At 68.7% G+C, this 24280-nt stretch carries 24 protein-coding genes; 11 read left to right on the forward strand and 13 right to left on the reverse strand.

Annotation, left to right across the window (positions count from 1 at the left end; all coding sequences use genetic code 11):
- Positions 1-157 precede the first annotated feature (157 nt).
- Positions 158-1489 carry a hypothetical protein gene (locus ACXC9Q_RS00895; RefSeq protein ID WP_457054534.1) on the forward strand — a complete coding sequence of 444 codons (1332 nt, stop codon included), beginning with the start codon at positions 158-160 and terminating at the stop codon, positions 1487-1489.
- A 44-nt stretch (positions 1490-1533) separates the two neighbouring features.
- Here the strand turns inward: ACXC9Q_RS00895 and sucD are convergent, their stop codons facing one another.
- Entirely contained in the window at positions 1534-2424 is an 891-nt protein-coding gene (gene sucD, locus ACXC9Q_RS00900; RefSeq protein WP_457054535.1) for a succinate--CoA ligase subunit alpha, read from the reverse strand.
- 14 nt (positions 2425-2438) lie between these two features.
- On the reverse strand, positions 2439-3611 hold the full coding sequence (gene sucC / locus ACXC9Q_RS00905; RefSeq protein ID WP_457054536.1) for an ADP-forming succinate--CoA ligase subunit beta: 1173 nt from the start codon (positions 3609-3611) through the stop codon (positions 2439-2441).
- 187 nt (positions 3612-3798) lie between these two features.
- On the opposite strand from sucC, the gene ACXC9Q_RS00910 reads away from it, so the two are divergent.
- Positions 3799-5439 (forward strand): glycoside hydrolase family 13 protein, encoded by a 1641-nt coding sequence (locus ACXC9Q_RS00910; protein ID WP_457054537.1) that lies wholly within the window; start codon positions 3799-3801, stop codon positions 5437-5439.
- A 57-nt stretch (positions 5440-5496) separates the two neighbouring features.
- Here the strand turns inward: ACXC9Q_RS00910 and ACXC9Q_RS00915 are convergent, their stop codons facing one another.
- The 5 genes from ACXC9Q_RS00915 to ACXC9Q_RS00935 form a co-directional block, all read right to left on the reverse strand.
- Positions 5497-5664, reverse strand: a complete 168-nt coding sequence (locus ACXC9Q_RS00915; protein WP_328523923.1) for a hypothetical protein — start codon at positions 5662-5664, stop codon at positions 5497-5499.
- A complete protein-coding gene (locus tag ACXC9Q_RS00920; protein ID WP_457054569.1) occupies positions 5661-6407 on the reverse strand; it encodes a carbohydrate ABC transporter permease in 747 nt (248 codons plus the stop codon). Before ACXC9Q_RS00920 ends, ACXC9Q_RS00915 begins: the two co-directional genes overlap by 4 nt.
- Positions 6408-6544: 137 nt before the next feature.
- A complete protein-coding gene (locus ACXC9Q_RS00925; protein ID WP_457054538.1) occupies positions 6545-7609 on the reverse strand; it encodes a carbohydrate ABC transporter permease in 1065 nt (354 codons plus the stop codon).
- A gap of 94 nt (positions 7610-7703) precedes the next feature.
- The gene (locus tag ACXC9Q_RS00930) at positions 7704-9020 is read right to left on the reverse strand and encodes an ABC transporter substrate-binding protein (protein ID WP_457054539.1); all 1317 of its coding nucleotides are present in this window, start codon (positions 9018-9020) and stop codon (positions 7704-7706) included.
- Positions 9021-9357: 337 nt separating this feature from the next.
- A complete protein-coding gene (locus ACXC9Q_RS00935) occupies positions 9358-9777 on the reverse strand; it encodes a cobalamin B12-binding domain-containing protein (RefSeq protein WP_457054540.1) in 420 nt (139 codons plus the stop codon).
- Positions 9778-9914: 137 nt separating this feature from the next.
- Between ACXC9Q_RS00935 and ACXC9Q_RS00940 the strand changes: the two genes are divergently transcribed.
- The 4 genes from ACXC9Q_RS00940 (at position 9915) to ACXC9Q_RS00955 (ending at position 13468) form a co-directional block, all read left to right on the forward strand.
- Entirely contained in the window at positions 9915-10775 is an 861-nt protein-coding gene (locus ACXC9Q_RS00940) for an esterase/lipase family protein (RefSeq protein WP_457054541.1), read from the forward strand.
- Between the two features lie 224 nt (positions 10776-10999).
- Positions 11000-11902: a M23 family metallopeptidase gene (locus ACXC9Q_RS00945; protein WP_457054542.1), complete on the forward strand. Its 903-nt coding sequence runs from the start codon at positions 11000-11002 to the stop codon at positions 11900-11902.
- Between the two features lie 49 nt (positions 11903-11951).
- Positions 11952-12176 (forward strand): DUF6886 family protein, encoded by a 225-nt coding sequence (locus ACXC9Q_RS00950; RefSeq protein ID WP_457054543.1) that lies wholly within the window; start codon positions 11952-11954, stop codon positions 12174-12176.
- Positions 12173-13468, forward strand: coding sequence for a lanthionine synthetase LanC family protein (locus ACXC9Q_RS00955; RefSeq protein WP_457054544.1), 1296 nt, complete (start codon positions 12173-12175; stop codon positions 13466-13468). Before ACXC9Q_RS00950 ends, ACXC9Q_RS00955 begins: the two co-directional genes overlap by 4 nt.
- Here ACXC9Q_RS00955 and ACXC9Q_RS00960 read toward each other — a convergent pair.
- From ACXC9Q_RS00960 to pcrA, 4 genes are all read right to left on the reverse strand, one after another.
- On the reverse strand, positions 13458-14438 hold the full coding sequence (locus tag ACXC9Q_RS00960) for an NAD(P)-dependent alcohol dehydrogenase (protein WP_457054545.1): 981 nt from the start codon (positions 14436-14438) through the stop codon (positions 13458-13460). The two genes, ACXC9Q_RS00955 and ACXC9Q_RS00960, sit on opposite strands and share 11 nt — an antisense overlap.
- A gap of 80 nt (positions 14439-14518) precedes the next feature.
- Positions 14519-15193, reverse strand: a complete 675-nt coding sequence (locus tag ACXC9Q_RS00965; RefSeq protein ID WP_457054546.1) for a TetR/AcrR family transcriptional regulator — start codon at positions 15191-15193, stop codon at positions 14519-14521.
- A 44-nt stretch (positions 15194-15237) separates the two neighbouring features.
- Positions 15238-15798, reverse strand: a complete 561-nt coding sequence (locus tag ACXC9Q_RS00970) for a hypothetical protein (RefSeq protein WP_405071210.1) — start codon at positions 15796-15798, stop codon at positions 15238-15240.
- Between the two features lie 105 nt (positions 15799-15903).
- On the reverse strand, positions 15904-18222 hold the full coding sequence (pcrA, locus tag ACXC9Q_RS00975) for a DNA helicase PcrA (RefSeq protein ID WP_457054547.1): 2319 nt from the start codon (positions 18220-18222) through the stop codon (positions 15904-15906).
- 82 nt (positions 18223-18304) lie between these two features.
- On the opposite strand from pcrA, the gene ACXC9Q_RS00980 reads away from it, so the two are divergent.
- From ACXC9Q_RS00980 to ACXC9Q_RS00990, 3 genes are all read left to right on the forward strand, one after another.
- Entirely contained in the window at positions 18305-18934 is a 630-nt protein-coding gene (locus tag ACXC9Q_RS00980; RefSeq protein ID WP_457054548.1) for a class I SAM-dependent methyltransferase, read from the forward strand.
- A gap of 101 nt (positions 18935-19035) precedes the next feature.
- Positions 19036-19632, forward strand: a complete 597-nt coding sequence (locus tag ACXC9Q_RS00985; RefSeq protein ID WP_457054549.1) for a ClpP family protease — start codon at positions 19036-19038, stop codon at positions 19630-19632.
- Complete coding sequence (locus tag ACXC9Q_RS00990; protein ID WP_457054550.1) at positions 19632-20240, forward strand: ClpP family protease; 609 nt, start codon at positions 19632-19634, stop codon at positions 20238-20240. Before ACXC9Q_RS00985 ends, ACXC9Q_RS00990 begins: the two co-directional genes overlap by 1 nt.
- A gap of 20 nt (positions 20241-20260) precedes the next feature.
- Here the strand turns inward: ACXC9Q_RS00990 and ACXC9Q_RS00995 are convergent, their stop codons facing one another.
- The gene (locus ACXC9Q_RS00995) at positions 20261-21349 is read right to left on the reverse strand and encodes a serine hydrolase domain-containing protein (protein ID WP_457054551.1); all 1089 of its coding nucleotides are present in this window, start codon (positions 21347-21349) and stop codon (positions 20261-20263) included.
- A 55-nt stretch (positions 21350-21404) separates the two neighbouring features.
- Here ACXC9Q_RS00995 and ACXC9Q_RS01000 point away from each other — a divergent pair, with 55 nt between their 5' ends.
- Positions 21405-22133: a PIG-L deacetylase family protein gene (locus ACXC9Q_RS01000; RefSeq protein WP_457054552.1), complete on the forward strand. Its 729-nt coding sequence runs from the start codon at positions 21405-21407 to the stop codon at positions 22131-22133.
- Positions 22134-22174: 41 nt separating this feature from the next.
- Positions 22175-22909 carry an alpha/beta fold hydrolase gene (locus ACXC9Q_RS01005; RefSeq protein WP_457054553.1) on the forward strand — a complete coding sequence of 245 codons (735 nt, stop codon included), beginning with the start codon at positions 22175-22177 and terminating at the stop codon, positions 22907-22909.
- Here ACXC9Q_RS01005 and ACXC9Q_RS01010 read toward each other — a convergent pair.
- Positions 22906-24228, reverse strand: coding sequence for an aminopeptidase C (locus ACXC9Q_RS01010; RefSeq protein WP_457054554.1), 1323 nt, complete (start codon positions 24226-24228; stop codon positions 22906-22908). The two genes, ACXC9Q_RS01005 and ACXC9Q_RS01010, sit on opposite strands and share 4 nt — an antisense overlap.
- Positions 24229-24280 lie beyond the last annotated feature (52 nt).

Below are 24280 nucleotides of genomic sequence, written 5' to 3' on the forward strand. Positions count from 1 at the left end.
CCGGCGGTGGACACCACTCGTCCTGACACGCCGGATATGGAAGACTTCAGCCCGCTTGCTCACGCTGGGTTCACGCCACATCGGCCGCCTGTAGCTGACTGTGGGCGGTGTGGGCCCACCGGGTACTGTCGGGTGGAATCAGTCAGGAGGTCGAGCTTTGGCCGGTTCCCACCGCGCACAGCGCGGCGGCGGTCGCGCCGCTGCACGGGAAGCGCGCCGGCAGAAGGCGCGCAAGCGGAACCAGACGATCGCCGCGGGAGCAGCGGTCGTGGTGCTGGTCGGCGGCGGCGGAGTCGCGGCGCTGAATGCGTTCGGCGGCGACAACTCGCCCGGCCAGAAGGTCGGCAGCGGCCCGTCCGACGACAAGTCGTCCGACGCGAACGTGCTCGCCGACGAGAAGGTGCTGCTCGACGCCGCCACCGCGAAGCCGCTGGCCGCGACCGGCGCCTGGGCGGTCGCCAAGACCTCCGACGGCAGCACCGCGCCGGAGAAGGCGTTCGTCTGCCAGTCCCAGCGGTTCGCCGACCCGGCCGGGCTGCGCACGTGGGTGCGCACCTTCCAGAACGCGACCACCAAGGACACCGCGGTGCAGTACGTCGAGGTGTCGAACGACAAGGCCGCGGCGAGCAAGGCGTACACCTCGGTCGTCGGCTGGCTGAGCCAGTGCTCGATCCCGAAGACCCGGCTCACGACCAGCTACGTCACGACCGGGGTCGGTGAGCGCGGCGTGATCGCGGTGTTCGGCCAGCCGTCCGGCACCAAGACGCGGTACAAGACGATCGCCGTCACACTTGCCGGTCAGGCCACGATGGTGCTCGAGCACGACACCCTCGCCGCCACGCCGCCCCCACCAGGGCCGATCCTCGCCACGGCGAACGTCGCGGCGAAGAAGATCTGCGCCGAGTCCGGCGGCTGCGGCGCCGGGGCGCCGGTGGCGAGGCCGGGCCTGCTGCCGAGCGCCGAGGCGCCCGGGTTCATGGCGCCGGTCGACCTGCCGGTGCTGGACGAGATCGACAAGCCCTGGGTGAGCGCACCGGCCAAGACCGGCGGCGGCACCGGCTGCGAGCGGATGAACTTCACGAAGGCGAAGGCGACGAAGTACGGCTCACTCACGTATGTGACGCCGGAGGCGGACGTGCGGACCGAGTTCGGCCTCGACGACACGATCGCGAAGTTCGCCACGCCGACGGCGGCGGCCGCCTTCGTCGCGCAGGTCCGCAAGAACGTGGACGGCTGCGAGAAGGACGTCTCGACCGCGAAGGTGAAGTCGACCGGCACGATCGCGACCACCACGATCAAGGGCGAGAGCTGGCAGGCGTCGTACGACACCGGCGGTGGGAACAAGTTCACCTACCGGATCGGCATCGCCGGGTCCGGGGACCGCGCGGTCTACCTGGTGTTCCCGGTGCTCAAGGACCTGGACATCTCGGACACGGCGTTCAACGAGACGCTGACCCGCGCGGCCGAACGCTCCGCGGCGTACAAATAGACAACGGGACCCGCGCGGCGGGTCCCGTTGCCTGAATGCCTGGGTTACCTGGTCAGGCCCTGCATGATCTCGCGCATCAGGTTGGCGGTCTCGCTCGGCGTCTTGCCGACCTTCACGCCGACGGCCTCGAGGGCCTCCTGCTTCGCGGCCGCGGTGCCGGACGAACCGGACACGATCGCGCCCGCGTGACCCATCGTCTTGCCCTCCGGCGCGGTGAACCCGGCCACATAGCCGACGACCGGCTTGGTCACGTTCTCCTTGATGAACGCGGCCGCCCGCTCCTCGGCGTCACCACCGATCTCACCGATCATCACGATCGCGTCGGTGTCCGGGTCGTCCTGGAACGCCCGCAGCGCGTCGATGTGCGTCGTCCCGATGATCGGGTCACCACCGATGCCGATCGCGGTCGAGAAGCCGAAGTCCTGCAGCTCGTACATCATCTGGTATGTCAGCGTGCCCGACTTCGACACCAGGCCGATCCGGCCCTGGCCGGCGATGCTGGCCGGGATGATGCCCGCGTTCGACTCGCCCGGCGTGATGATGCCGGGGCAGTTCGGCCCGATGATCCGGGTGGTGCCGGACGCCTGCGCGGCGGCGAAGAACGCGGCGGTGTCGTGCACCGGCACGCCCTCGGTGATCACCACGACCAGCGGTACGGCGGCCTCGATCGCCTCCAGCACCGCGTCCTTGGTGAACTTCGGCGGCACGAAGACGACCGACACGTTCGCACCGGTCTCCTTGACGGCGTCCGCGACGGTGCCGAACACCGGCACCGGCTTGCCGTCGAAGTCCTGGCTCTGACCCGCCTTGCGCGGGTTCACGCCGCCGACGATGTTGGTGCCGGAGGCAAGCATCCGGGTGGTGTGCTTGGTGCCCTCGGAGCCGGTCATGCCCTGGACGATGACCTTGCTGTCCTTGGTCAGGAAGATAGACATTGTTCGGCGATCCCTTACTTCGCAGCCAGCTCGGCGGCGCGCTTGGCGGCGCCGTCCATGGTGTCGACCCGCTCCAGACCGGCCAGGCCGGCCTCGTCGAGGATCCGGCGGCCCTCCTCGGCGTTGTTGCCGTCCAGCCGGACGACCAGCGGCTTGCTGACGTGCTCGTCGCGACTGGCGAGCAGCTCGAACGCCTGCACGATGCCGTTCGCGACCGCGTCGCAGGCGGTGATGCCGCCGAAGACGTTGACGAACACGCTCTCCACCTGCGGGTCGGAGATGATGATCTCCAGCCCGTTCGCCATCACCTCGGCGGAGGCTCCGCCGCCGATGTCCAGGAAGTTCGCCGGCTTCACGCCGCCGAACTCCTCACCGGCGTAAGCGACGACGTCGAGCGTCGACATGACCAGGCCGGCGCCGTTGCCGATGATCCCGACCGAGCCGTCGAGCTTGACGTAGTTCAGGCCCTTGGCCTTGGCCGCGGCCTCCAGCGGGTCGGCCGCCGAGATGTCCTCGAACTCGGCGTGGTCCGGGTGCCGGAAGTCCGCGTTCTCGTCCAGGGTGACCTTGCCGTCCAGCGCCTCGACGTTGCCGTCCTCGAGCTTGACCAGCGGGTTCACCTCGACCAGCGACGCGTCCTCGCCGAGGAAGACGTCATACAGCTTGACGATCTCCGGTACGACGGCGTCGATCACGTCGGCCGGGTACTTCGCGGCCTCGGCGATCTCGCGGGCCTTCGCCTCGTCCACCCCGGTGGCCGGGTCGATCGAGATCTGCGCGACCGCGTCCGGGTTGGTGTGCGCAACCTCCTCGATCTCCATGCCGCCGGCGGCCGACGCGATGCAGAGGTAGTTGCGGTTCGCCCGGTCGACCAGGAAGGAGAAGTAGTACTCCTCCGCGATCGCCGCGGCCGGGACGATGTTCAGGATCTTGACGACGTGACCCTTGATGTCCAGGCCGAGGATCTCGCGGGCCTTCTCCTCCGCCTCGTCCGGGCTGCTCGCCAGCTTGACGCCGCCGGCCTTGCCGCGGCCGCCGGTCTTCACCTGGGCCTTCACGACCACCCGGCCACCGATCTTCTCGGCCGCCGCGCGGGCTTCGGTCGGAGTCGTCACGACCTCACCCACGGTCGTCCGCACTCCGTGCTTGGCGAAGACCGTCTTCGCCTGGTATTCCATCAAGTCCACGACTGTGGTCCCTCTCTCGCACCTGTTCGAGTAGGCCGCGGCAGGCGGGCTGTTCCCGGAAGAGGGCACGGTCGCCGGCGCGTTCCGTCGGCCTGAGACTAGCCACCTCGGCGGCCGCGGCAACAGCCGGGGTACACGCTGAGACGACCGTCACAGGAACTACCCGGCCCATGCAACGCTAGGACGCATGACCGATCCAGCAACCAGACCAGCTGACGACTGGTGGCGTAGCGCCGTCGTCTACCAGGTGTACCCGCGATCCTTCGCCGACGCCACGGGTGACGGCACCGGAGACGTGAATGGGATCCGGGCCCGGCTGCCGTACCTGGCCGACCTCGGCGTCGACGCGATCTGGATCAGCCCCTGGTACCCGTCTCCGCTGCTCGACGGCGGGTACGACGTGTCCGACTACCGGGACATCAACCCCGAGTTCGGCACCCTGGCGGACGCGGACGCCCTGATCACCGAGGCGCACGCGCTCGGGCTGCGGATCCTGATCGACCTGGTGCCGAACCACTGCTCCTGGGAGCACCCGTGGTTCAAGGCCGCGCTGGCGGCCGGCAAGGGTTCCGCGGAGCGCGACCTGTTCTGGTTCCGCGACGGCAAGGAGGGCGGGCTGCCGCCGACCAACTGGCCGGCCGCGTTCGGTGGCGGCGCCTGGCAGCAGATCGAGGACGGGCAGTGGTACCTGCACCTGTTCGACATCTCGCAGCCGGACTGGAACTGGGACAACCCGAAGGTGATCGAGGAGTTCGACTCGATCCTGCGGTTCTGGTTCGACCGTGGCGTCGACGGCTTCCGGATCGACGTGGCCGACTCGATGGCGAAGGACCGGGCGCTGCCCGACGTACCGCTGCACAACGGCCAGCCGACGCGGGAGAAGTACGTCGGCAACCCGTTCTACGACCAGCCGGGTGTGCACACCATCCACCAGCGGTGGCGGGCCATCGCCGACGAGTACGCCGATACTCCGCAGGGACCCCGGGTGTTCGTGGCCGAGGCGTGGTTGTCGCCGGCCGAGCGGCTGGCGCGGTACGTGCGGTCGCACGAACTGCACTCCGCGTTCAACTTCGACGTACTGCGCTGTGCGTGGGACGCGAAGGAGTTGCGCGAGGTCATCGACCACACCACCGAGAACCTGTGGGCCGTCGGGGCACCGGCGACCTGGGTGCTGAGCAACCACGACACGATCCGGCACCGCACCCGGTACGGCCGGGATCAGCGGGACGCGTTGGAGGGTGCGGGCGTCGTACCGACCGATCTCGAGCTAGGCCGCCGCCGCGCCCGGGCCGCCGCGCTCCTCGAGCTCGCTCTTCCGGGCGGGGCCTACATCTACCAAGGCGACGAGCTCAGCCTGCCCGAGGTCGAGGACCTGCCCGAAGACGTCCTCGACGACCCCAGCTGGGAGCGGTCCGGCCACACGGTCCGTGGCCGCGACGGCTGCCGCGTCCCGATCCCGTGGTCAGGTTCGGAGCCGCCGTACGGCTTCGGTCCCGGCACCGGCCAGCCCTGGCTCCCCCAGCCGGCCGACTGGTCCGGCCTGACCGCCGAGGCGCAGGCGCCCGAGCCGGACAGCCACCTCAACCTCTACAAGACTGCCCTGCGCATCCGCCGCGAGCACCCGGCCTTGGGCGAAGGCCGCCTCGCGTGGGACGAGGAGGCCACTCCCGGCGTCCTCTCCTTCACCCGCAACCCGGACTTCCGCTGCGTGGTCAATCTCGGCGACACCCCGGTCGAGCTGCCGGCCCACCAACGGATCCTGCTCAGCAGCGAGCCGGTCCCCGACGGGCAGCTGCAAACCGACGCCGCCGTCTGGCTGGAGCTCTGAAAACGCTCTGAGAAACAAGGAAACGGCCGGAGGGACCCGGCCGTTTTCTTGTAGCTGCTAGCGGAACCGAGCGCGATCCTCACGATCCCATCGGTCCCGGTCCTCGCGGTCCCGCCGGTCCCGCTCCTCGCGGTCCCGCCGATCCCGGTCTTCGCGGTCCCGCCGGTCCCGGTCCTCCCGGTCCCGGCGGTCCCGCTCCGCCGCCTGCCGGCGGAACCAGCTCACTTCACGCCACCTGCCGTGAGGCCGGCCACGATCCGACGCTGGAACAGCAGTACGGCGATCACCAGCGGAATCGTCACCACCACACCGGCGGCCATCTGGCTGCCGAACGGTTGGTCGCGGCCCGAGGCACCGGTGAACTGCGAGATCACCACGTTGGCGGTCTGGTACTGCTTCTTGTTCACCATGCTCAGCGCGATCAGGAACTCGTTCCAGGCCGCGATGAAGGTGATGATCGCGGTGGTGAACACACCCGGTGCGGCCAGCGGGAGGATCACCTTTCGGAACGCCTGGGCCGGCGTACAGCCGTCCACCATCGCGGCCTGCTCGAGCTCTCGCGGCATCTGCCGGAAGAACGCGGTCAGGAGCCACACCGCCAGTGGCAATGCGAACGACAGGCTGGGCACGATCATCGCCTGGTAGGTGTTGATCCAGTTGATGTTGACGAACAGCTTCTTCAGCGGGATCACCAGCGAGATCCCCGGGAACATCGAGGTGACGATGATGATCGCCAGCACGAAGTTCTTGCCCCGGAACTCCAGCCGGGCCAGCGTGTAGGCCGCCACCATCCCGATGACCAGCGTCAGGACCGTCACCGTACCGGCCACGATCAGGCTGTTCAGCAGACCACGCTGAAACCCGGTGCCGGGCTTGAACACGTCCGTGTAGTTGGTAAACGAAATGGGCGACGGGATGACCGAGTTGTCGAACTGGTCGGTCGGCCGGCGCAGCGACGACACCACCATCCAGAAGAACGGCAGCAGGCAGTAGAGCACGATCACCGCGACACCGAGCAGCGGCAGCCAGCGCCGGTACCACGGCGCCTCGGCCGCCTTGACGTCGATCACCCTTGGGGCCTTGGCCTTCTCAGCAACAACAGTCATCATTCACCTCCTAAGCCGCCACCGGCGGTCAGTCCGGCCACCGGAGCGCCTGGGTCCGCCTGCTTGGCCCGGCCTCGCCCGTTCCCCGCGTTCTTCTTCGGCTTCCGCTGGATGTTGTCACCGAACACGTCGGCACCGAGCAGCTTCACGAACACGTACGCGACCACGGCGACGTAGATGAACAGCAATGTCGCGTACGCCGCCGCCGGCCCGTACCGGGTCTGGTTGGCTTCGAGGTACGCCAGGATCGACAGCGTCTCGACCGACTCCTTGTTCGGGCCGACCAGCACGAACGGCAGGTCGAAGATCCGCAGCGTGTCGAGGATGCGGAACAGCACTGCCACCAGCAGTGCCGGCTTCACCAGCGGCATGGTGATCCGGCTGAACGTCTGCCAGACGCTGGCGCCGTCCACCTTCGCCGCCTCGTACACGTCGGTCGGAATCGTCTGCAGGCCCGCGAGCACCAGCAGCCCGATGAACGGCGCGGTCTTCCAGGTGTCGGCGATGATGACCGACAGCACCGACTGCCACCCCTCGGTGGACCACAGGATCTGGGTGCCGAGCACGTTGTTGGCGATACCGTCGGCCTGGAAGATCCACTTCCACAGCAGCGCCGAGACGACGGTCGGGATCGCCCACGGGACGAGGATGCTGGCGCGCACGATGCCGCGGCCCCTGAACGCCTTGTGCATCACCAGGGCCATCGCGACACCCAGCACGGTCTCCAGGACCACACACGCGACGGTGAAGAACGTGGTGTTGTAGAAAGCGTTCCAGAATCGGGTGCCGGTCTCGCCGGAGAAGATCGCCGTGTAGTTGTCGAGACCCACGAAATCGGAGCCCTGGACGATGAAGCCGGACGAGTCGATCCGCTGACCACTCTGGTACAGCGACTCGCGCAACGCCGCGATGATCGGCAAACCGACGACGAGGATCAGCACGATCATGGTCGGCGACAGCAGCAACGCGGCCAGCCGGCCGGTGCCCTCGTTGAACGAGCTCCGCTTGGGCTTCTTGGTGGTCTCCGGTGTCGGTCGCTCCGCGACCGGGACGGATGTACTCACCTCTGCCTCCTTCTCTCTGCCCACCTGCGGCGGGCAGCGACAGGCCGGGGCCGGCACGTAGCTGTGAAGCTGCGCGCCGGCCCCGCCGCTTCGGTCATTGCGTGATGAGCGAGCTCAACTTGGTCTGCAGCTGGGTCAACGCGTCCTTCGGCGTCGTCGTGCCGGTCAGAGCGCCGTACGCCGCCTCCTGGATCGCGGTGGTGACGTCGCCGTACTTGACCACCTTCGGCCGCGACTTCGCGCCCTCGATCGAGGCCTTCAGCGGAGCCAGGTACGGGAACTCCTTGTTCAGCGTGGGGTCGTCGTACAGCGAGGCCCAGGTCGGCGCCTGCGACGTCTTCTCGATGTTCGCCTTCTGCCGGTCCTCGCTGGCCATGAACTTGATGAAGTCCGCCGAGGTCGCCTTGTTCTTGGCGAACTCCGAGATCGCGTAGTTGTGACCACCCAGGGTGGACACGCCCGGACCGGTCTGGCCCGGCAGCGGCGCGACCGCGAACTTGCCGGCGACCTTCGACGAGCCGTCGGTCTTGCCTGCCAGCGCGTACACGTAGGGCCAGTTGCGGTGGAAGAGCAGGTTGCCCTCCTGGAACGCCCGGCGGCCTTCCTCTTCCTTGTAGGTGATGGCGGCCTTCGGGATGAAGCCCGTCTTGAAGCCCTCGGTCAGCGCGGTCAGACCGGCCAGCGCCTCCGGGGTGTCCACGTTCGGCTTACCGTCGTCACCGACGACGACGCCACCGGCACCGTTGACGGCCTCGGAGAAGTTCACGGTCAGGCCTTCGTACTTCTCGAACTGGCCCGAGTAGCAGCCGATGTTCTTGGCCTCCGGCAGTGCCTTCACCTTGGCACAGGCGGTGACCATCTCTTCCCAGGTCTTCGGCGGCTGCAGACCGGCCTTGTCCAGCAGGTCCTTGCGGTAGTACAGCAGACCGCCGTCGGACGTGACCGGAATGCCGTACAGCTTGTCGCGGTACTTCGCGGTGTCGACCGTTGACGGCAGCAACTTCCCCAGGTCCGGGAACTGGTCCGGCTGCAACTCGGTGACCCAGCGGTTGGCCGCGAACTCAGGGGTCCAGACCACATCCAGGTTCAGCACGCTGAACGCGTCGGACTTGTTCTGCGCGTTCGAGATCATCTGGGCGCGCTGCTGGTCCGCGGACTCAGGCAGCTCCGACACAGTGACCTTCTCGTCCGGGTGCTGCGAGTTCCACGCAGCGACCTGGTTCGTCAGGTTTCCGGACGTGTCCTTGCCGGTGGCAAACGTGATCGGGCCGCGACCCTCAAGCGCTCCCCCGGACGAGGTACCTCCGCTGCTCTCATCGTTCCCGCCACCACACGCGGATGCGAGCAGCACCAGGCCGCCGGCGACGGCCAGTGCGACCGCCTTGCGTGTGTGTGATCGTTCAAACCTCATCGTTACCTGCCCTCTCCCGATTGGGACATCGCTTGGTCCTGCGTCAGTGGGTCACAGTCCCCCACCGCGCTGCGATCCCGCATGTCCGGACAGTAACCGACAACGGGGGTGATGTGTCCTGAGCCACACCCCTGCCGCTGGACAGCCTCTGAAACGGACAGCCGCATGGCTGTATGCGACCGCGATTCGACAGTCCGCACAACCAGGTGTTTCTTAACGATTCGGTATTACCGGGCAGTAACCCACCTGAACGGACAGTATTCGTTCAGATCGACTCCAGGCAGTCGCCATCACGCTCCGGAGCGGATCCGCGCCTCCGGTAGGTCTCAGGCAGGTCTCAGGCCGGCGAGGCCGATGCGTCGCCGACATTGCCGCGGACCCACGCGACGATCTCGGTGGTCGTGGCGCCGGGGGTGAAGATCTTGTGCACGCCGAGCTCGGCCAGCGGCTCGAGGTCGGCATCCGGGATGATGCCGCCGCCGAACACCACGATGTCCTCGGCCTCGCGCTCGACCAGCAGCTCGCGGACCCGCTTGAACAGGGTCATGTGCGCGCCGGACAGCACCGACAGCCCGATCGCGTCGGCGTCCTCGGCGATCGCGGTCTCGACGATCTGCTCCGGGGTCTGGTGCAGGCCGGTGTAGATGACCTCCATGCCGGCGTCCCGCAGCGCCCGGGCGACCACCTTCGCGCCGCGGTCGTGGCCGTCCAGGCCAGGCTTGGCGACGACGACGCGCAGAGGACTCGTAGCAGGCATGTTGGCAGGCTAACCGGTCCGTACCTCACGGATAAGACACGGAGGTGTGTGTTCCCCGCCACGCGCGAAATGAACCGGTTACCTTGGAAGAGATCGGACCGCTCGGGGGGTCTGGTTTTTGGTGTGAGGAGTCGCCCATGACTACCTGGCAGGACGACGTCCGCGGCGCGCTCGACGGACTCGCGTACGGCGCCCGCTCCGCCCTCTCACCGCGCGTGCTGCACGGCGCGGCCGTGGAGATCGGCTGGCTCACCACCCACCTGGCGATGTATCCGCTCGGCCTGGTCGGCGGCTCCGGCGCCCCGGCCCAGCGACTCACCCTGGCCGGCCTGACTCCGGCCCAACGCAGCCTGCTCGTCAGCGACGTCCGCGCGGCCGGTACGCCGATCCTGCTCGCGCACGGGATCATCGACAACCACACGATCTTCGCGCTGATGCGCCGCCAACTCCACCGGCGCGGGTTCAGCAGCATCCACACGTTCTCGTACTCACCCCTGACGCTGGACGTACGCCGTACCGCCGAGCGGATGGGTCAGGAGATCGAGGCGATCTGTGCGGCCTCCGGGTCGGACAAGATCCACGTCATCGGGCACAGCCTGGGCGGACTGATCGCGCGGTACTACGCCCAGCGGCTCGGCGGTGACGAGCGGGTGCACACCTGCGTCACGCTCGGGACGCCGCACCAGGGCACGATGGCGGCCCGGCTGCTGCCGTGGCCGCTGGTCAAGCAGGTGCGGCCGGACAGCGACCTGATGGCCGAACTGGCCGAGCCGGCGCCGGACTGCCGGACCAGGTTCGTCGCGTTCTACAGCGACGTCGACCAGTTGATCGTGCCGCAGCGGCGGGCCCGGATCCGGCACCCGGATCTGGACGCGAGCAACGTGCGGGTCCGCGGCGTAGGCCACCTGTCCCTGCCGTTCCACGGCGACGTCGTGCACCAGATCACCGCGGTGCTGGCCCACCTGGACGAGGTCGGGGCACCTGACCGAACTGCCTGACCCAACTTTCCTGACCGAACTTCCTGACCAGGCAGCTAACCGGACGCCAAGAGCCGATGCACGTGCAGGCGCTCATGCAAAAGTTTCGTGAAGGTGGCGGGGAAAAGTGGGTGGCGGGGTTTGTAGCCTCGTGACTGATCCGTTATCGTGCGTGAGTCCCCAGCGGGAATAAACCCCCGCCGAGGACGGACGAAGCCCCTCCCCTGTGACCGAAAGGCCACGTTGTGTCCCAGCACCGTGCCGCGGAAGACCGCGACACGCCCGGCAACGCTGCGCGCAAACCCGGCGCAGGACGTCACAGTGCCAAGCATCGCGTCGCCAGGCGTAACACCCCGAGTAGTACCCAGATCGTCGGTCTGACCGCAGCGCTTGCTGCGGCGGCGGGAGCTGTCGGTTTCAGCCACAGCTCGCTCGCCTCGCCGACCCAGGCGAACTCCGCGGTGAACCTCGCCGCGCTCAGCCTGGACAACGGGAGCCTGTCCGGCATCACCACCGCGCGCATCGAAGCCCGTCAGCTCGCCACCCGGGACTCCTCCCGGGTCCAGCTGGCCGGCAACGACACCAACAAGAAGCAGGCCGCGGCCGCCCAGCTGGCGAAGGCCCGGGCCGCCAAGCTCACCGCCACCCAGGCCCTCACCACCAAGCGCGCGACCGCGCTGGCCGCCGCGAAGGCCAAGGCCGACGCCGCCGAGAAGAAGGCCCGCGAGTCGGCCACCCGCTGCCAGATCATGGTCACCGGCTACCAGATCACCGCCACCTTCGGTCAGGGCGGCACCCGCTGGGCGCACAACCACACCGGCCTGGACTTCGCCGCGCCGATGGGCACGCCGATCCACAGCGTGATGAAGGGCGTGGTGATCTTCGCCGACTGGGCCGGGCCGTACGGCCGCCAGGTCCAGGTCCGGCACGAGGACGGCACCGTCACCTGGTACAACCACATGTCGAAGTTCAGCGTGTCGGTCGGCGAGACCGTGTACGCCGGTGACCAGGTCGGCGCGATCGGGATGACCGGCAACACCACCGGCCCGCACCTGCACTTCGAGGTCCACCCGGACGGCGGCGAGGCGGTCGACCCGACGCCGTGGCTCCGTAACCACTGCGGGCTGGACCCCTACACGGCGGGCTGACCCGGTAAACCTCAGCACCACCACGTCGTACCTGACTAAGCTGCGGCGCATGCGTCCGGCACCTGGCGAGGTCCTGCATTTCTCCGAAGACCCGACCATCGAGGTCTTCCGGCCGTACGTCGCGCGGACGGCCGGGCAAGTCACTCCCTACGTGTGGGCCGTCGGCCACGACCGGGCCCCCGACTACTGGTTCCCGAGGCAGTGCCCCCGCGCGATGGCGTGGGTGGGCACCCTCGAGTGGAGCGGCATCCGGCTCCGCAACGCCCGGCCATGACGTCGTACGCCGGACTCGCCGAAGTCGCGTGGACCTGGGTGCTCGACCAGGTGCAGTGGGACGACGACGGCCCGTGGATCCCGGAGGCGGCCGGAGGCGAGAAGCCGGACGAATACCGCGACGGCATGCACAGCGGAATCGGCGGGCTTGCCCACACCCTCGCGGAGATCAGACTCACCCGCCCGTGGTCACCCGACGAACAACACCTGGCCGACGCCATCGCCGACCGCATCCGCACCACCATCCCGCGCGATCCGAGCATCACCTACTTCGACGGCCTGGTCAGCGCGATCGGCGTACTGACCGCGCTCAACGAGCCCGGCTCGGCCGCAGCCGTGGAGCGGGCCGCCGAGATCGCCACTCCCGACGGCTGGCCGGAGAGCTTCCTCCAGAAGGACGCGTACCTCCCGGATGCCGTCGCCAACGACGCGACGCTCGGCACCGCGGCCGCATTGCTCGGCGCTCTCTGGGCGCACCGCCACGGCGAGGACGCACAGCCACTGGCCGATCGGGCCGCCGACCTCCTGCTGGGTGAGCAGGAAGAGCTGCCGACCGGCCTCAACTGGCAGTTCGTGTCCCGTCGGTTCCTTCATGAGGAACCCCTGCAGATGCCGAACTTCTCGCACGGGCAGGCGGGGATTGCAGCTGCTCTGGCGGTGGCTGGTGTCGAGTTCGAGCGGCCGGAGTTGGTGGACGCGGGGCGGCGAGGGGCCGAGCATCTCGTCACTCTGGGGATCCTTGACGACAAGGGGTTCCGGGTGCCGCGGGTGATTCCGTGGTCGGAGCGGCACGGGGACGAGTTCACCTACAACTGGTGCCATGGCGGCGCTGGTACGGCGTTGCTGTTCAGCGCACTCGAGTACGCCGGAGTCGGCCAAGTGGCTGGTGATTCGCCGCTGACCTGGCGTCGGCGCTGCCTGGACAGCGTCCGGTATTCCGGGATCCCCGAACGCCTCTACCCGGGCTTCTGGGACAACGACGGACGCTGCTGCGGTACGGCGGGAGTCGGCGATGCGTTCCTGGACGCGTGGCACCGCGACGGCGATCCGCAGGACCTGGAGTTCGCCGTCCAGCTCGCGGATGCCGTGGTCGAGCGGGCGATCCACGACGGCCCGTCGGCGTACTGGCGTTTCATCGAGCACCGCAATGACGAGCCGCTGTTGCCGCCGGGCGTCGGGTGGATGCAGGGCGCGGCCGGGATCGCGGCGTTCCTGTTCCGGATCGAGCGGGTGCTCGACGGCAGCCACAAGGCGGTCGAGCGGATGGACAACTGGTGGGCGCTCAGACGGTGAGGACCACCTTCGCCCGGGCGTGCTCGGCTTCCAGATAGCGGAGCGCGTCGGCCGCGGCCGACAGTGGGTAGGTCCGGTCGATGGCCGGCACGAGCTTCCCGGACTCGGCCAGTTCGGACAGCGCCACGAGGTTGGCCTTGTTGATCGTCGGCTTCAAGAGAACCACGCGCTGGCTGACGAACGGGGCCGAGACCATTCCTTTGACCATCAGGCCGACCGGGCCGAACAGGCTGCCGCCGGTGAACACGCCACCGCCGGACAGCACCAGGGTGCCGTTCCGGACCAGAATCCGCCGGAGGGCGGTCAGGGACCGATTGCCGACGAGATCGAGCACCACGTCGTACCGGCGGCCGGCGCGGCTGAAGTCGGCGGTGGTGTAGTCGATGACGGCGTCCGCACCGATCGACCGGATGAGCTCCACGTTCCTGGTGCTGCACACGCCGGTCACCTCGGCGCCCATCGCCTTGGCGATCTGGACCGCGAAGGTGCCGACGCCACCCGAGGCGCCGTTGATCAGGAGCTGCTGCCCTGCCTGGAGCTTGGCGACGTCACGCAGGCCGACCAGCGCGGTGGTCGCGGCCAGCGGAATCGCCGCCGCCTGCTCGTAGCTGAGATTGGCCGGCTTCGCCGCGACCGCATCCTCCGGTACGGCGACGTACTCGGCGAAGGCGCCGATGGCATCGCCGTAGACCTCGTCGCCGACGCGGACGCCGGTCACCGACGGGCCGACCGCCTCGACCCGACCGGCGAAGTCGGTCCCCCGGATGCGGACGTTCGGCCGGCGCCGGCCTAGCTCGGCTGACGGGCGGACGATGTACGGGTCGCCCCGCAGGACGTGCCAGTCGCGGGCGTTGAGCGCCGCGGCGTGAACCCGGACCAGTACCTCCCGGTCCCCCGGTACCGGCTGGTCGACGTCGGTGAACTCCAGGACGTCGGGTGATCCGTACCGGTCCTGAACGATGGCTTTCATGTCCGCCCCTTACGTTGTAAGTCTTACGTCGTAAGGCTGACTTACGGCGTAAGAATCGTCAAGGGCTCAGGGGTGGGAAGTCAGCGGAGCCGGTCGAGACCGTCGAGGATGAGATCGAGGGCGAACTCGAACTCGGCCTGGTCGTCGCACCAGCCCAGGGTGGAGTCCGGATCCTCGTGGGCGATCTCGCTGAGCATGCCGACCAGGTTCGGGAGCTGATCGGCCAGGTCCACGAGCATCCGGTCGGACTCCGCGCCGGCGCCGGCGGACGGATCGAACAGTTCCTGCGAGAAGCCCAGGGCCCTGCTGCCCAAGGCATGCAGCGCGTGGTGGACGAGGTCGTAGGAGAAGCCGCCGGCGTGCATCAGCCCGACCAGCCGGTCGTGGTAGCGGACGACCTCCGGACTCATCGTCGTTCGCGTCCCGAAGAGCCGTGGGGCCCACGGGTGCCGCAGCATGATCTCGCGCGCGGACAGGATCCGCCGGCGCATGGCCGTCTTCCATTCCGCCGCCGGAAGGTCGATCCGGTCCACGACGTCGTTGATCTCCGTCATCACCAGCTCGACGATGCCGTCCAGCAAGGCTGCCTTGTTGGACACGTGGTAGTACAGCGACATCGCCTCGGCGCCGAGCGCGTCACCGATCCGGCGCATCGTGACGGCGTCGATCCCGTCGGCGTCGGCGATCGCGACCGCGGCCCGGAGCACCCGGTCCCGGCTCAGCGGAGTCCGCGGCTCAGACGCCTGGGTTGCCACCTGTATCCCCTTCCCACGCTGGATTCGTACAGCGTAAGGCAGGGTCAGCGCTGCCAGACCTCGGCTGTGGTCAGGAACGCAGACGAGCCGGGCTTGTCCGGGGAGCCGTCGACCTGGACGAAGCCGGGGACCGAGGCGCCGCCGATCGAGACCGTCGCGGAGCGGACCGGAGCGATCACCAGGCTCAGGCTGTGGTTGCCGTCGGCGAGCGGGAAGTTCTCGGTCGCGAACAGCCGGCGGTCGAGGACACCGCCCATCTCGATCTGGATGTCGGCCGCCTTGGCGCTGAGGCCGTCGGCGAGGTTCATCGAGACCTGGACCAGGTCGCGCTCGACCGCAGGCTCGTGCCAGGGCAGGCCCTGCACCTCGAGGAACGAGCGGACGAAGTACCGCTCCAGCCAGGACGCCAGGTCGACGTCCTCGGACACCACCCGGACGATCCCGTCGAACCAGAGGACCACCGCCGTACCGGCGCCGCGGATGGACCAGTCGACCATCCAGATCGACGCGTACGCGGTGACCTTGCCGGTCTCGTCGAACAGCCGCAGCCCAGGGTTGGCCCCCGCCAGGATGATCCGGCGGTTGCTACCCGAGGACTTGGACATGAGGGAGGACGCTTCCGGGAGGGGCCGAAGAGCCTTGATTGTCTCAATCTCCGGCCGGGACGCAATGTAAACGTCCAAAACCTTGACGGAGATATGCCCCAGCCGTCAGATCTTCTCTACGGGTGCGTAGCGCAACAACAACCTCTTCACACCCTCGGAGCCGAAGTCGATGTCTGCCTGGGCCTGCTGGCCGTCGCCGCGGACCACCACGACCGTGCCCATGCCGAAGGTGTCGTGGACCACGCGGTCGCCCGGGTTAAGGCTGATCACCGGCTTGTCGGACGCCGTCCGGCGCGGTGGCTCGTAGCGACTCGAGATGCCGCTGCCCCGGGTCGTCCCGGTGCCGGACCACCGGGTGATCGCGGACTCGTCCCGGCGCCAGTCGAGCAACTCGGCCGGGATCTCCTCGAGGAACCGGGACGGCGGGTTGTGCTGCGGAGCGCCGTACGCCGAGCGCACGGCGGCTCGCGAGATGGCCAGTCGCTGCCGGGCCCGGGTGATGCCGACGTAGGCGAGCCGGCGCTCCTCCTCGAGCTCCTTCAGGTCGGTCAGCGACCGCGAGTGCGGGAAGACGCCGTCCTCCATCCCGGTCAGGAACACCACCGGGAACTCCAGGCCCTTCGCGGTGTGCAGCGTCATCAGCGTGACCACGCCGCCGTCGTCGGCCGCGTCCGGGATCTGGTCCGCGTCGGCGACCAGCGCGACCCGCTCCAGGAACGCCTGCAGGTCGGCGGCCTCGCCGGCCGCGGTCCGCTCCTCGACGAACTCGCGGGCGACCGAGATGAATTCGTCCAGGTTCTCCAGGCGGGTCTCGTCCTGGGGATCCGGTGACTTCTGCAGCTCCTCGTAGTACCCGGAGCGGTGCAGTGCGACGTCCAGGATGTCGTCCGGCGGGGCGCCCGAGTCGACCATCGCGGTCAGCTCGTCGACGATGTCGATGAAGGACTGGACGGCGTTCACCGAGCGACTCGCCATCGCCGGGGCGTCCTCGGCCCGGCGCAGCGCCTGGGCGAACGAGATCCGGTCCCGGGCGGCGAGCGCCTCGACGGCGGCCTCGGCCCGATCGCCGATGCCGCGCTTGGGCACGTTCAGGATCCGGCGCAGCGAGACGGTGTCTTCGGGGTTGGTCAGGATGCGCAGGTACGCGAGCGCGTCGCGGACCTCCTTGCGCTCGTAGAACCGGACGCCGCCGACCACCTTGTACGGATGGCCCGTGCGGATGAAGACCTCTTCGAAGACCCGGGACTGTGCGTTGGTCCGGTAGAAGACCGCGACGTCGGACGGCTTCACCCCGTCGGCGTCGGTCAGCCGGTCGATCTCGTCGGCGACGAACTGGGCCTCGTCGTGCTCGTTGTCGGCGACGTACACCGCGATCTGCTCGCCCTGGCCCTGGTCGGACCAGAGGTTCTTCGCCATCCGGCCCTCGTTGCGGCTGATCACCGCGTTCGCCGCGGTCAGGATGGTCTGGGTGGAGCGGTAGTTCTGCTCCAGGAGGACCGTCTCGGCGCCGGCGAAGTCCTCCTCGAAGGCGAGGATGTTGCGGATCGTCGCACCGCGGAACGCGTAGATCGACTGGTCGGAGTCACCGACCACCATCAGCTCGGCCGGCGGCGCGGTCGGGCCGTTGTAGTTCGGGTCGTCCTCGCCGCAGAGCTCGCGGATCAGCGAGTACTGCGCATGGTTGGTGTCCTGGTACTCGTCGACGAGCACGTGGCGGAAGCGGCGCCGGTAGTACTCACGGACTTCGGGGAAGGCCTGGAGCAGGTTGACCGTGGTCATCAGCAGGTCGTCGAAGTCCAGCGCGTTCGCCTGGGCCAGCCGCTCCTGGTAGATCCGGTAGCACTCGGCGTACGTCTCCTCGAGGTGGTTCGAGGTCTTCGCCGCGGCCGTCTCGTGGTCGATCAGCTCGTTCTTCTGGGTGCTGATCCAGTTCAGCACGGCCCGCGGGTTGTACCGCTTCACGTCCAGGTCGAGCTCGCGGCAGACCAGCGTCATCAGCCGGCGTGAGTCGGTGTCGTCGTAGATCGAGAACGTCGAGCTGATCCCGAACCGCTTGATGTCGCGACGCAGGATCCGGACGCAGGACGAGTGGAAGGTGGAGACCCACATCAGCTTCGCCCGCGGACCGACCAGCTCCACCACGCGCTCGCGCATCTCGGCGGCGGCCTTGTTGGTGAAGGTGATCGCGAGGATCGATCCGGGGTGCGCGTCGCGGGCCGCCAGCAGGTAGGCGATCCGCCGGGTCAGCACCCGGGTCTTGCCGGATCCCGCACCGGCCACCACCAGCAGCGGCTTGCCGGCGTGCACGACGGCGGCCCGTTGCTGCGGATTGAGCCCGTCCAGCAGCGATTCCGGGTCGGTCCGATGCTTGGTGGGCTCCTCCAGCGGCACCGGGAGCTCGTCAGGCGAGAACAGCGTAGTCATCACCCAACACCTTAGGCGTTCGCTCCGACAGTTACCGAACGCCGGTTCGAACCGCGCGTCACACCCCCTATCGTGGGTGGTCATGGCGCACCCGGTTTTCGCTCGGTTGTACGCGCGAGTGCGGCCGACGCTGGACGAGCAGGGCGTGGCCGAGCACCGGCGGCGGCTGCTGCGCGACCTGGCCGGCCGGGTGCTCGAGGTCGGCGCCGGCGACGGCGGCAACTTCGCCCACTACCCGCCGGAGGTGACCGAGGTGGTGGCGGTCGAGCCCGAGGCGTACCTACGCGCCAGGGCCGTGCGGCACGCGACCACGGCGCCGGTCCGGGTGGAAGTCGTCAACAGTACGGCGGAACGACTGCCGCTGGACGACGGCGCGGTCGATGCCGTGGTCGCGTCGCTGGTGTTGTGCTCGGTCCGGGACCAGGCGGTCGCGCTCGCCGAGGCCTTCCGGGTGCTGCGACCGGGTGGCGAGCTGCGGTTCTACGAGCACGTCGTCGCCACATCCGGCCGGCTGCGCGGCGTACAGAAGGTCCTCGACGCGACCATCTACCCACCGCTGTCCGGCGGCTGCCACCTGCACCGCGACACCGCCGCCGCCATCACCACGGCCGGCTTCACCATCACCACACTCGACCGCTTCAACTTCCCACCCACCGGCCCCAACCCAGCCGCCCCTCACATCCTCGGCCGCGCACTCCGCCCGGACAGCTAAGGCGCCCAGGTGCCAGTCACAGGAGCTTGTCCGCTGTGGGCAGAGTTGCCGTCAGCAGAAAAGCTGGGGTGAGGCGGGTCCGCCCGGTCAGGGTTGAGGGCATGGCAGAAGACAACAAAGCACCGCTGTTCAACCAGGCGGCCCGGCAACGGTTGTTCGGGCAGCGGATCGTCGTACTGGACGGAACCCTCGACGACGACAACGGGACCTTGCTGGCGACCCAGATCCTGACCCTGGCCGCCGAGGACCCGGACGCCGACATCGCGTTGTGGATCCACTCGCTCGGCGGTTCGGTGCCGTCGATGCTCGCGATCCGCGACGTGATGCGGCTGGTGCCGTGCGACGTATCGACGCTGGCGATCGGATTGGCCTGCAGCGCCGGGCAGTTCCTCCTGTCGGCCGGTACGCCGGGCAAACGCTACGCACTGCGGCACGCCAGGGTCCTGATGCACCAGGGATCGGCCGGGATCGGCGGGTCCGCGGTGGAGATCGAGATCCAGGCCAACGACCTGCGGCACATCCGGGACACCGTCCTGGCGCTGATCGCCGAGGACACCGGGCAGCCGTTCGACGTCGTGCACGAGGACTCCCTGCACGACCACTGGTACACCGCCGAACAGGCCCGTCAGTACGGCTTCATCGACCACATCGTCGAGTCGTTCGACCAAGTGATGCCCCAACCGAAGGCGGCCGCGTGATGAGCTCTTACACGATTCCCAACGTGATCGCCCAGCACCCGCGGGGCGAGCGGATCATGGATGTCTACTCGCACCTGCTCAGCGAGCGCATCATCTACCTCGGTACCGCGATCGACGCGGGCGTCGCGAACGCGTTGATCGCCCAGCTGCTGCATCTCGAGGTGGACAAGCCGGAGCAGGAGATCAACCTCTACATCAACTGCGAGGGCGGCGACATGACCGCGATGCTCGCGATCTACGACACCATGCAGTACATCCAGTCGCCGGTCGCGACGTTCTGCGTCGGTCAGGCGATCGCGGCCGGTGCGGTCCTGCTGGCCGGGGGCGCCGCCGGGCGTCGCGCCGTACTGCCGCATGCCCGGGTCGTGCTGCACCAGCCGGCCGCGCGTGGGCAGGGGACGATCCCGGACCTGATCCTGCAGGCCGACGAGGTGGTCCGGGTCCGCGGGCAGGTGGAGTCGATCCTCGCGCGCCACACCGGGCAGACGATCGAGCGACTGCGGCACGACACCGACCGGGACCACGTGCTGACGGCTGAAGAGGCACGGGAGTACGGCATCATCGACCATGTGATCGTGGAGCGGGCGCCGATCGCGGCGCTCGCGTGATCAGCAGCCGGCCGACGTGATCAGCCGGCGGCGGCGAGGATCTTGTCGGCGACGGCGGCGTGGTGGACGTGGTCGGCCTGCGGGCGGCCGACGCGGTTGGTGAGGTAGGCGTAGGCGATCCGCCGGTCGGGGTCGGCCCAGCCGATGCAGCAGTAGCTGCCGTTGTGACCGAACGTCCGCGGGCCGCTCGTCGTCCCGAGCGGTGTGGTCCCTCCGGGGACCGACCGCGGGCCGCCGAGCTGGAACCCCTGCGACCACCGGACCGGTGCCCGCGCGGTCCGGTCGATCTCACCATCGCTGCTGGGCTCGACAGCGAGCGCGATCGACTCCGGCCGCAGGATCCGGCCGGCCGGCCCGACTCCGCCGTACAGCAGGGCCTGGTACAGCGCGGCCAGGTCCCGTGCGGTGGTGGAGACCCCTGCCGAGGGTATGACGGCCGCACGCGTGCTGTAACGGTTCACGACCGACTGGACGAACGGGCCGACGGGTCCGCCGGCCCGCACCGGGACATGCCGGGGCCACTCGTCGGCGGGGAGTCCGAGGAAGGTGTCGGTGACGGCGAGTGGTTCGAGCACTGAGCGCCAGAGCAGCTCGTCGATCGGTTGGCGGCTGCAGCGCTGGGCGACCTCGCCGAGGATGAACCCGAAGGCCAGCGGGCTGTACGCGACCGTGTCGATCGGCCACTGTGGGCGGGCCTCCTCGATCCGCTGCAGTGACCGATGCCAGTCGGTCATCGCGCGGGCCTCACCCAGATACGAGCCTGCATGGGACAGACCGGAGCGGTGTCGCAGCACCTGGCGGACGGTGATCTCCCGCTTGCCGTTGTCCGCGAACTCGGGCCAGTACGCCGCCACCGCGTCGTCCAGGTGGAGCAGACCGGACTCGACGAGCTGGTGGATCACGATCGCGACGTACGGCTTGCTCGCGGAGAAGAGCCAGAACAACGCGTCCGGCGGACAGCCGAAGCTCCGGTCGATCACGACCTGCCCGTCGCGGAGGACACACAGTTGGGCGATCGCGCCACGGGCCTCGACGAGCTCGATCGCCTCACCCAGACGGGCGGCGTCCAGCCCGACGTCTTGTGGTTCGCACGCGCCGCCGAGTTCCATCGATCCCTCCCACGAACCAGCTTGCCGTGCCGGGCAAGGGGCTAGTGTCGGTCACGTGAGTGTGCCTGAGGGGAATCCGCGACCGGACCACGAGATCGAGCGGGTGCTGGCGGTGGTCGCGCACCCGGACGACATCGACTTCGGCGGGGCCGGCACGGTCGCGTTGTGGACCAAGGCCGGGATCGAGGTGCACTACTGCATCGTCACCGACGGGCAGCAGGGCGGCTTCGAGCCGGAGCGGGACCGGGCCGAGATCCCCGCGGTCCGCCGGGCCGAGCAGACCACAGCCGCCAGGCACGTCGGCGTCACCGACCTGCACTTCCTCGGGTACGCCGATGGATCGGTCGAGCCGACGGACGACCTGGTCCGCGATATCAGCCGGCTGATCCGCCAGGTCCGGCCGCAGCGGCTGCTGACCCAGTCACCGGAGCGTTGGTGGGCCCGGCTCCCGGTGTCCCACCCCGACCACCTCGCGACCGCGGAGGCGACCGTACGCGCGTTCTACCCGGCAGCCGGGAACCCGTACGCCTTCCCCGAGCTCACCGAGGAGGCCTGGGACGTCGACGAGCTCTGGATGTTCGGGCACCCCGAGCGCAACCACTACGTCGACATCACCGACACCTTCGACCAGAAGGTCGCCGCCCTGATGTCCCACACCAGCCAGCACCGCGACCCCGCCACCCTCCCCGGCCACATGCGCACCTGGTCCGCCCAGACCGCCGCCAGCGCCGGCCTCCCCCCGAACCACTACGCCGAGGCCTTCACCGTCATCCGCCTGCCCTAATCCCATTTGCACACGTACGCCGGACCAGCGAGGGTGCGTGCATGACGATTTCTCATGCGGTGGTTGGTGACGGGCCGGCGGTGTTGCTGGTGCATGCCGGGGTGGCGGATGCGCGGATGTGGGCTCGGCAGGTGGCGGAGCTGCGGCAGGACCACCGGGTGATCACGGTCGATCTGCGAGGGTACGGCGAGACCCCGTTGGAGGCCGGCGCCAAGTACTCGGATGCAGGTGATGTGCTCGCGCTGCTCGACGAGTTGGGCGTCGACTCGGTGCAGGCCGTGGGAGCGTCGTTCGGCGGGTACGTCGTGCAGCAGATGGCCAGCCGGGCGCCGGAGCGGTTCAGCCGGCTGGTGCTGATCTGCGCGCCGACCGACAACGTCGAGCCGACCGAGGACCTGCGCGCGGTCTGGGCCGAGGAGAACAAGCTGATCGAGGCCGCCGATATCGACGGCGCGACCGACCTGATGGTGCGGAGCTGGATCGGGCCGGACGCGGATGACGACGCGCGTGAGCTGCTCCGGACCATGCAGAAGCGGGCCTACGAACTCCAGCTGGCCGCAGGCGACGACGTGGAGAACGAGGAGTACGCCGTCGAGCCGGAGAAGATCAGCGCGCCCGTGCGATTGATCACGGGCGCGCATGACTTCCAGTTCTTCGCGAACTGTGCGACGTACCTCGCCGAACGCCTGCCGGACGTCGAGCGGATCGACCTCCCGTGGGCCGGCCACCTGCCGACCCTCGAGCGTCCGGACGAGGCGTTGCGGTTGATCCTCTAGTCGGCCAGCGCGCCCATCGGGTCCCAGGCCGGGAGCACGATCGGCTCGTCGTCGAGTCGCGCCTGCAACTCGGCCGGCAGGGCGGACCGCCGGACGGCGATCTCGAAGACGTGCTCGCCGAACCACGAGTCGTTCATGGTCCAGAAGCCGCTGTCCGCCTTCTCGTCACCCCAGCTGTTCTCCACCCGCCAGCGCCGCGGCTCGCCGTCGACCACGTCGACGCCGGTCAACAGCATCGCGTGCGTCATCAGGGTCTCGTGGTGCACCAACCGCTCGGCCTTGTTCAGGCTGAACTCGGTGTCGTAGACCGAGCCGTAGTCGTAGAGCTTGGCGTCCCAGTAGCCGAGGTCGGCGTTCATCTGCTTTCCGACGTCGCAGCCGAACCAGACCGGCTCGCCGCCGACGATCGCGTCCTGGGTGAGCCGCTTCATCAGGTCGATGTCGACGTTCAGGTACACCACCGGCGGGGCGTCGATGACGTTGCCGAGGTAGTCGACGGTGAAGGTCCGGCCGACCGGGCTGGTCTTGCGCGGGTCGTGCACCAGGCAGACGTACTCCTCGACCGGGAGCTGCACGTACGCCGCGGCGAACTCGGCCGGCGTGGTCCAGCCGTCGCGGTGGAAGCCCTTGTCGCTGTCCTTCCACTGCCACAGGAACTTCTGCGGCGGCGTGCCGAGGTGGATGCTGAGCACCCGATGCACGGTGGTCAGGATCTCCTGCTTGCGATCGCGCCGCGCCTCCGCGCCGTCCAGTGCCCGGAGGTCGCGAGCTCCCTGCCGGAGCACCTTGCGCAGGATGTCGTTCATCTGCCCGGTCGAGGACGAGCTCTCGGTCTCCGGCATCGCCGTCTTCGGCACCAGGCCGTGCTTGCGGACGACCGCGATGAACATGTTCCACTGGCCGCCGTCACCGATCGGGTCGGACAGCAGGTGCGCCACCGTCCGGTCGTCGGCGTCGCGGTCCGCGGTGTCGATGATCGCCTCGAGGAAGAAGTTGGCCCGCTCGAACTTGTCCCAGAACAGCACGTAGTTCTGGGAGAACTCGAAGTCCTTGACCCCGAGCTTCGCGGCCGCGCCGGCGCGCAGCAGGTTGAGCCCGGCGAACAGCCAGCAACGGCCGCTCTTCTTCTGGTTCGTCACCTTCCAGTCATCCAGCAGGTGGGATACCGAGTGGTCGATCGAGGTGACCACCTGTCGGTCCAGGGCGATGGCGTTGACCGGCGTCTGCGTGACGGCGTTCTGCATCACCCGGTACTGCGGGTTCGACGCGAACTCCTTCTCGAAGAGCGCGAGCTGTTCGGCTGTGAGATTCCGCTCCATAGCAGTCGACGGTATAACAGCGACCAAGCCGGTACCGCCTCGGCCGGGGTGG

The sequence above is a fragment of the Kribbella sp. CWNU-51 genome (assembly GCF_054073265.1).

Bases quoted from the DNA above. Each gene is read 5' to 3' on its own strand.
- sucD (WP_457054535.1), bottom strand. From the start codon at position 2,424: ATGTCTATCTTCCTGACCAAGGACAGCAAGGTCATCGTCCAGGGCATG.
- ACXC9Q_RS00910 (WP_457054537.1), top strand. From the start codon at position 3,799: ATGACCGATCCAGCAACCAGACCAGCTGACGACTGGTGGCGTAGCGCC.
- ACXC9Q_RS00920 (WP_457054569.1), bottom strand. From the start codon at position 6,407: ATGGTGGTGTCGTCGCTGCGCCGGCCGACCGACCAGTTCGACAACTCG.
- ACXC9Q_RS00930 (WP_457054539.1), bottom strand. From the start codon at position 9,020: ATGAGGTTTGAACGATCACACACACGCAAGGCGGTCGCACTGGCCGTC.
- ACXC9Q_RS00935 (WP_457054540.1), bottom strand. From the start codon at position 9,777: ATGCCTGCTACGAGTCCTCTGCGCGTCGTCGTCGCCAAGCCTGGCCTG.
- ACXC9Q_RS00940 (WP_457054541.1), top strand. From the start codon at position 9,915: ATGACTACCTGGCAGGACGACGTCCGCGGCGCGCTCGACGGACTCGCG.
- ACXC9Q_RS00950 (WP_457054543.1), top strand. From the start codon at position 11,952: ATGCGTCCGGCACCTGGCGAGGTCCTGCATTTCTCCGAAGACCCGACC.
- ACXC9Q_RS00955 (WP_457054544.1), top strand. From the start codon at position 12,173: ATGACGTCGTACGCCGGACTCGCCGAAGTCGCGTGGACCTGGGTGCTC.
- ACXC9Q_RS00960 (WP_457054545.1), bottom strand. From the start codon at position 14,438: ATGAAAGCCATCGTTCAGGACCGGTACGGATCACCCGACGTCCTGGAG.
- ACXC9Q_RS00970 (WP_405071210.1), bottom strand. From the start codon at position 15,798: ATGTCCAAGTCCTCGGGTAGCAACCGCCGGATCATCCTGGCGGGGGCC.
- pcrA (WP_457054547.1), bottom strand. From the start codon at position 18,222: ATGACTACGCTGTTCTCGCCTGACGAGCTCCCGGTGCCGCTGGAGGAG.
- ACXC9Q_RS00980 (WP_457054548.1), top strand. From the start codon at position 18,305: ATGGCGCACCCGGTTTTCGCTCGGTTGTACGCGCGAGTGCGGCCGACG.
- ACXC9Q_RS00985 (WP_457054549.1), top strand. From the start codon at position 19,036: ATGGCAGAAGACAACAAAGCACCGCTGTTCAACCAGGCGGCCCGGCAA.
- ACXC9Q_RS00990 (WP_457054550.1), top strand. From the start codon at position 19,632: ATGAGCTCTTACACGATTCCCAACGTGATCGCCCAGCACCCGCGGGGC.
- ACXC9Q_RS00995 (WP_457054551.1), bottom strand. From the start codon at position 21,349: ATGGAACTCGGCGGCGCGTGCGAACCACAAGACGTCGGGCTGGACGCC.
- ACXC9Q_RS01005 (WP_457054553.1), top strand. From the start codon at position 22,175: ATGACGATTTCTCATGCGGTGGTTGGTGACGGGCCGGCGGTGTTGCTG.
- ACXC9Q_RS01010 (WP_457054554.1), bottom strand. From the start codon at position 24,228: ATGGAGCGGAATCTCACAGCCGAACAGCTCGCGCTCTTCGAGAAGGAG.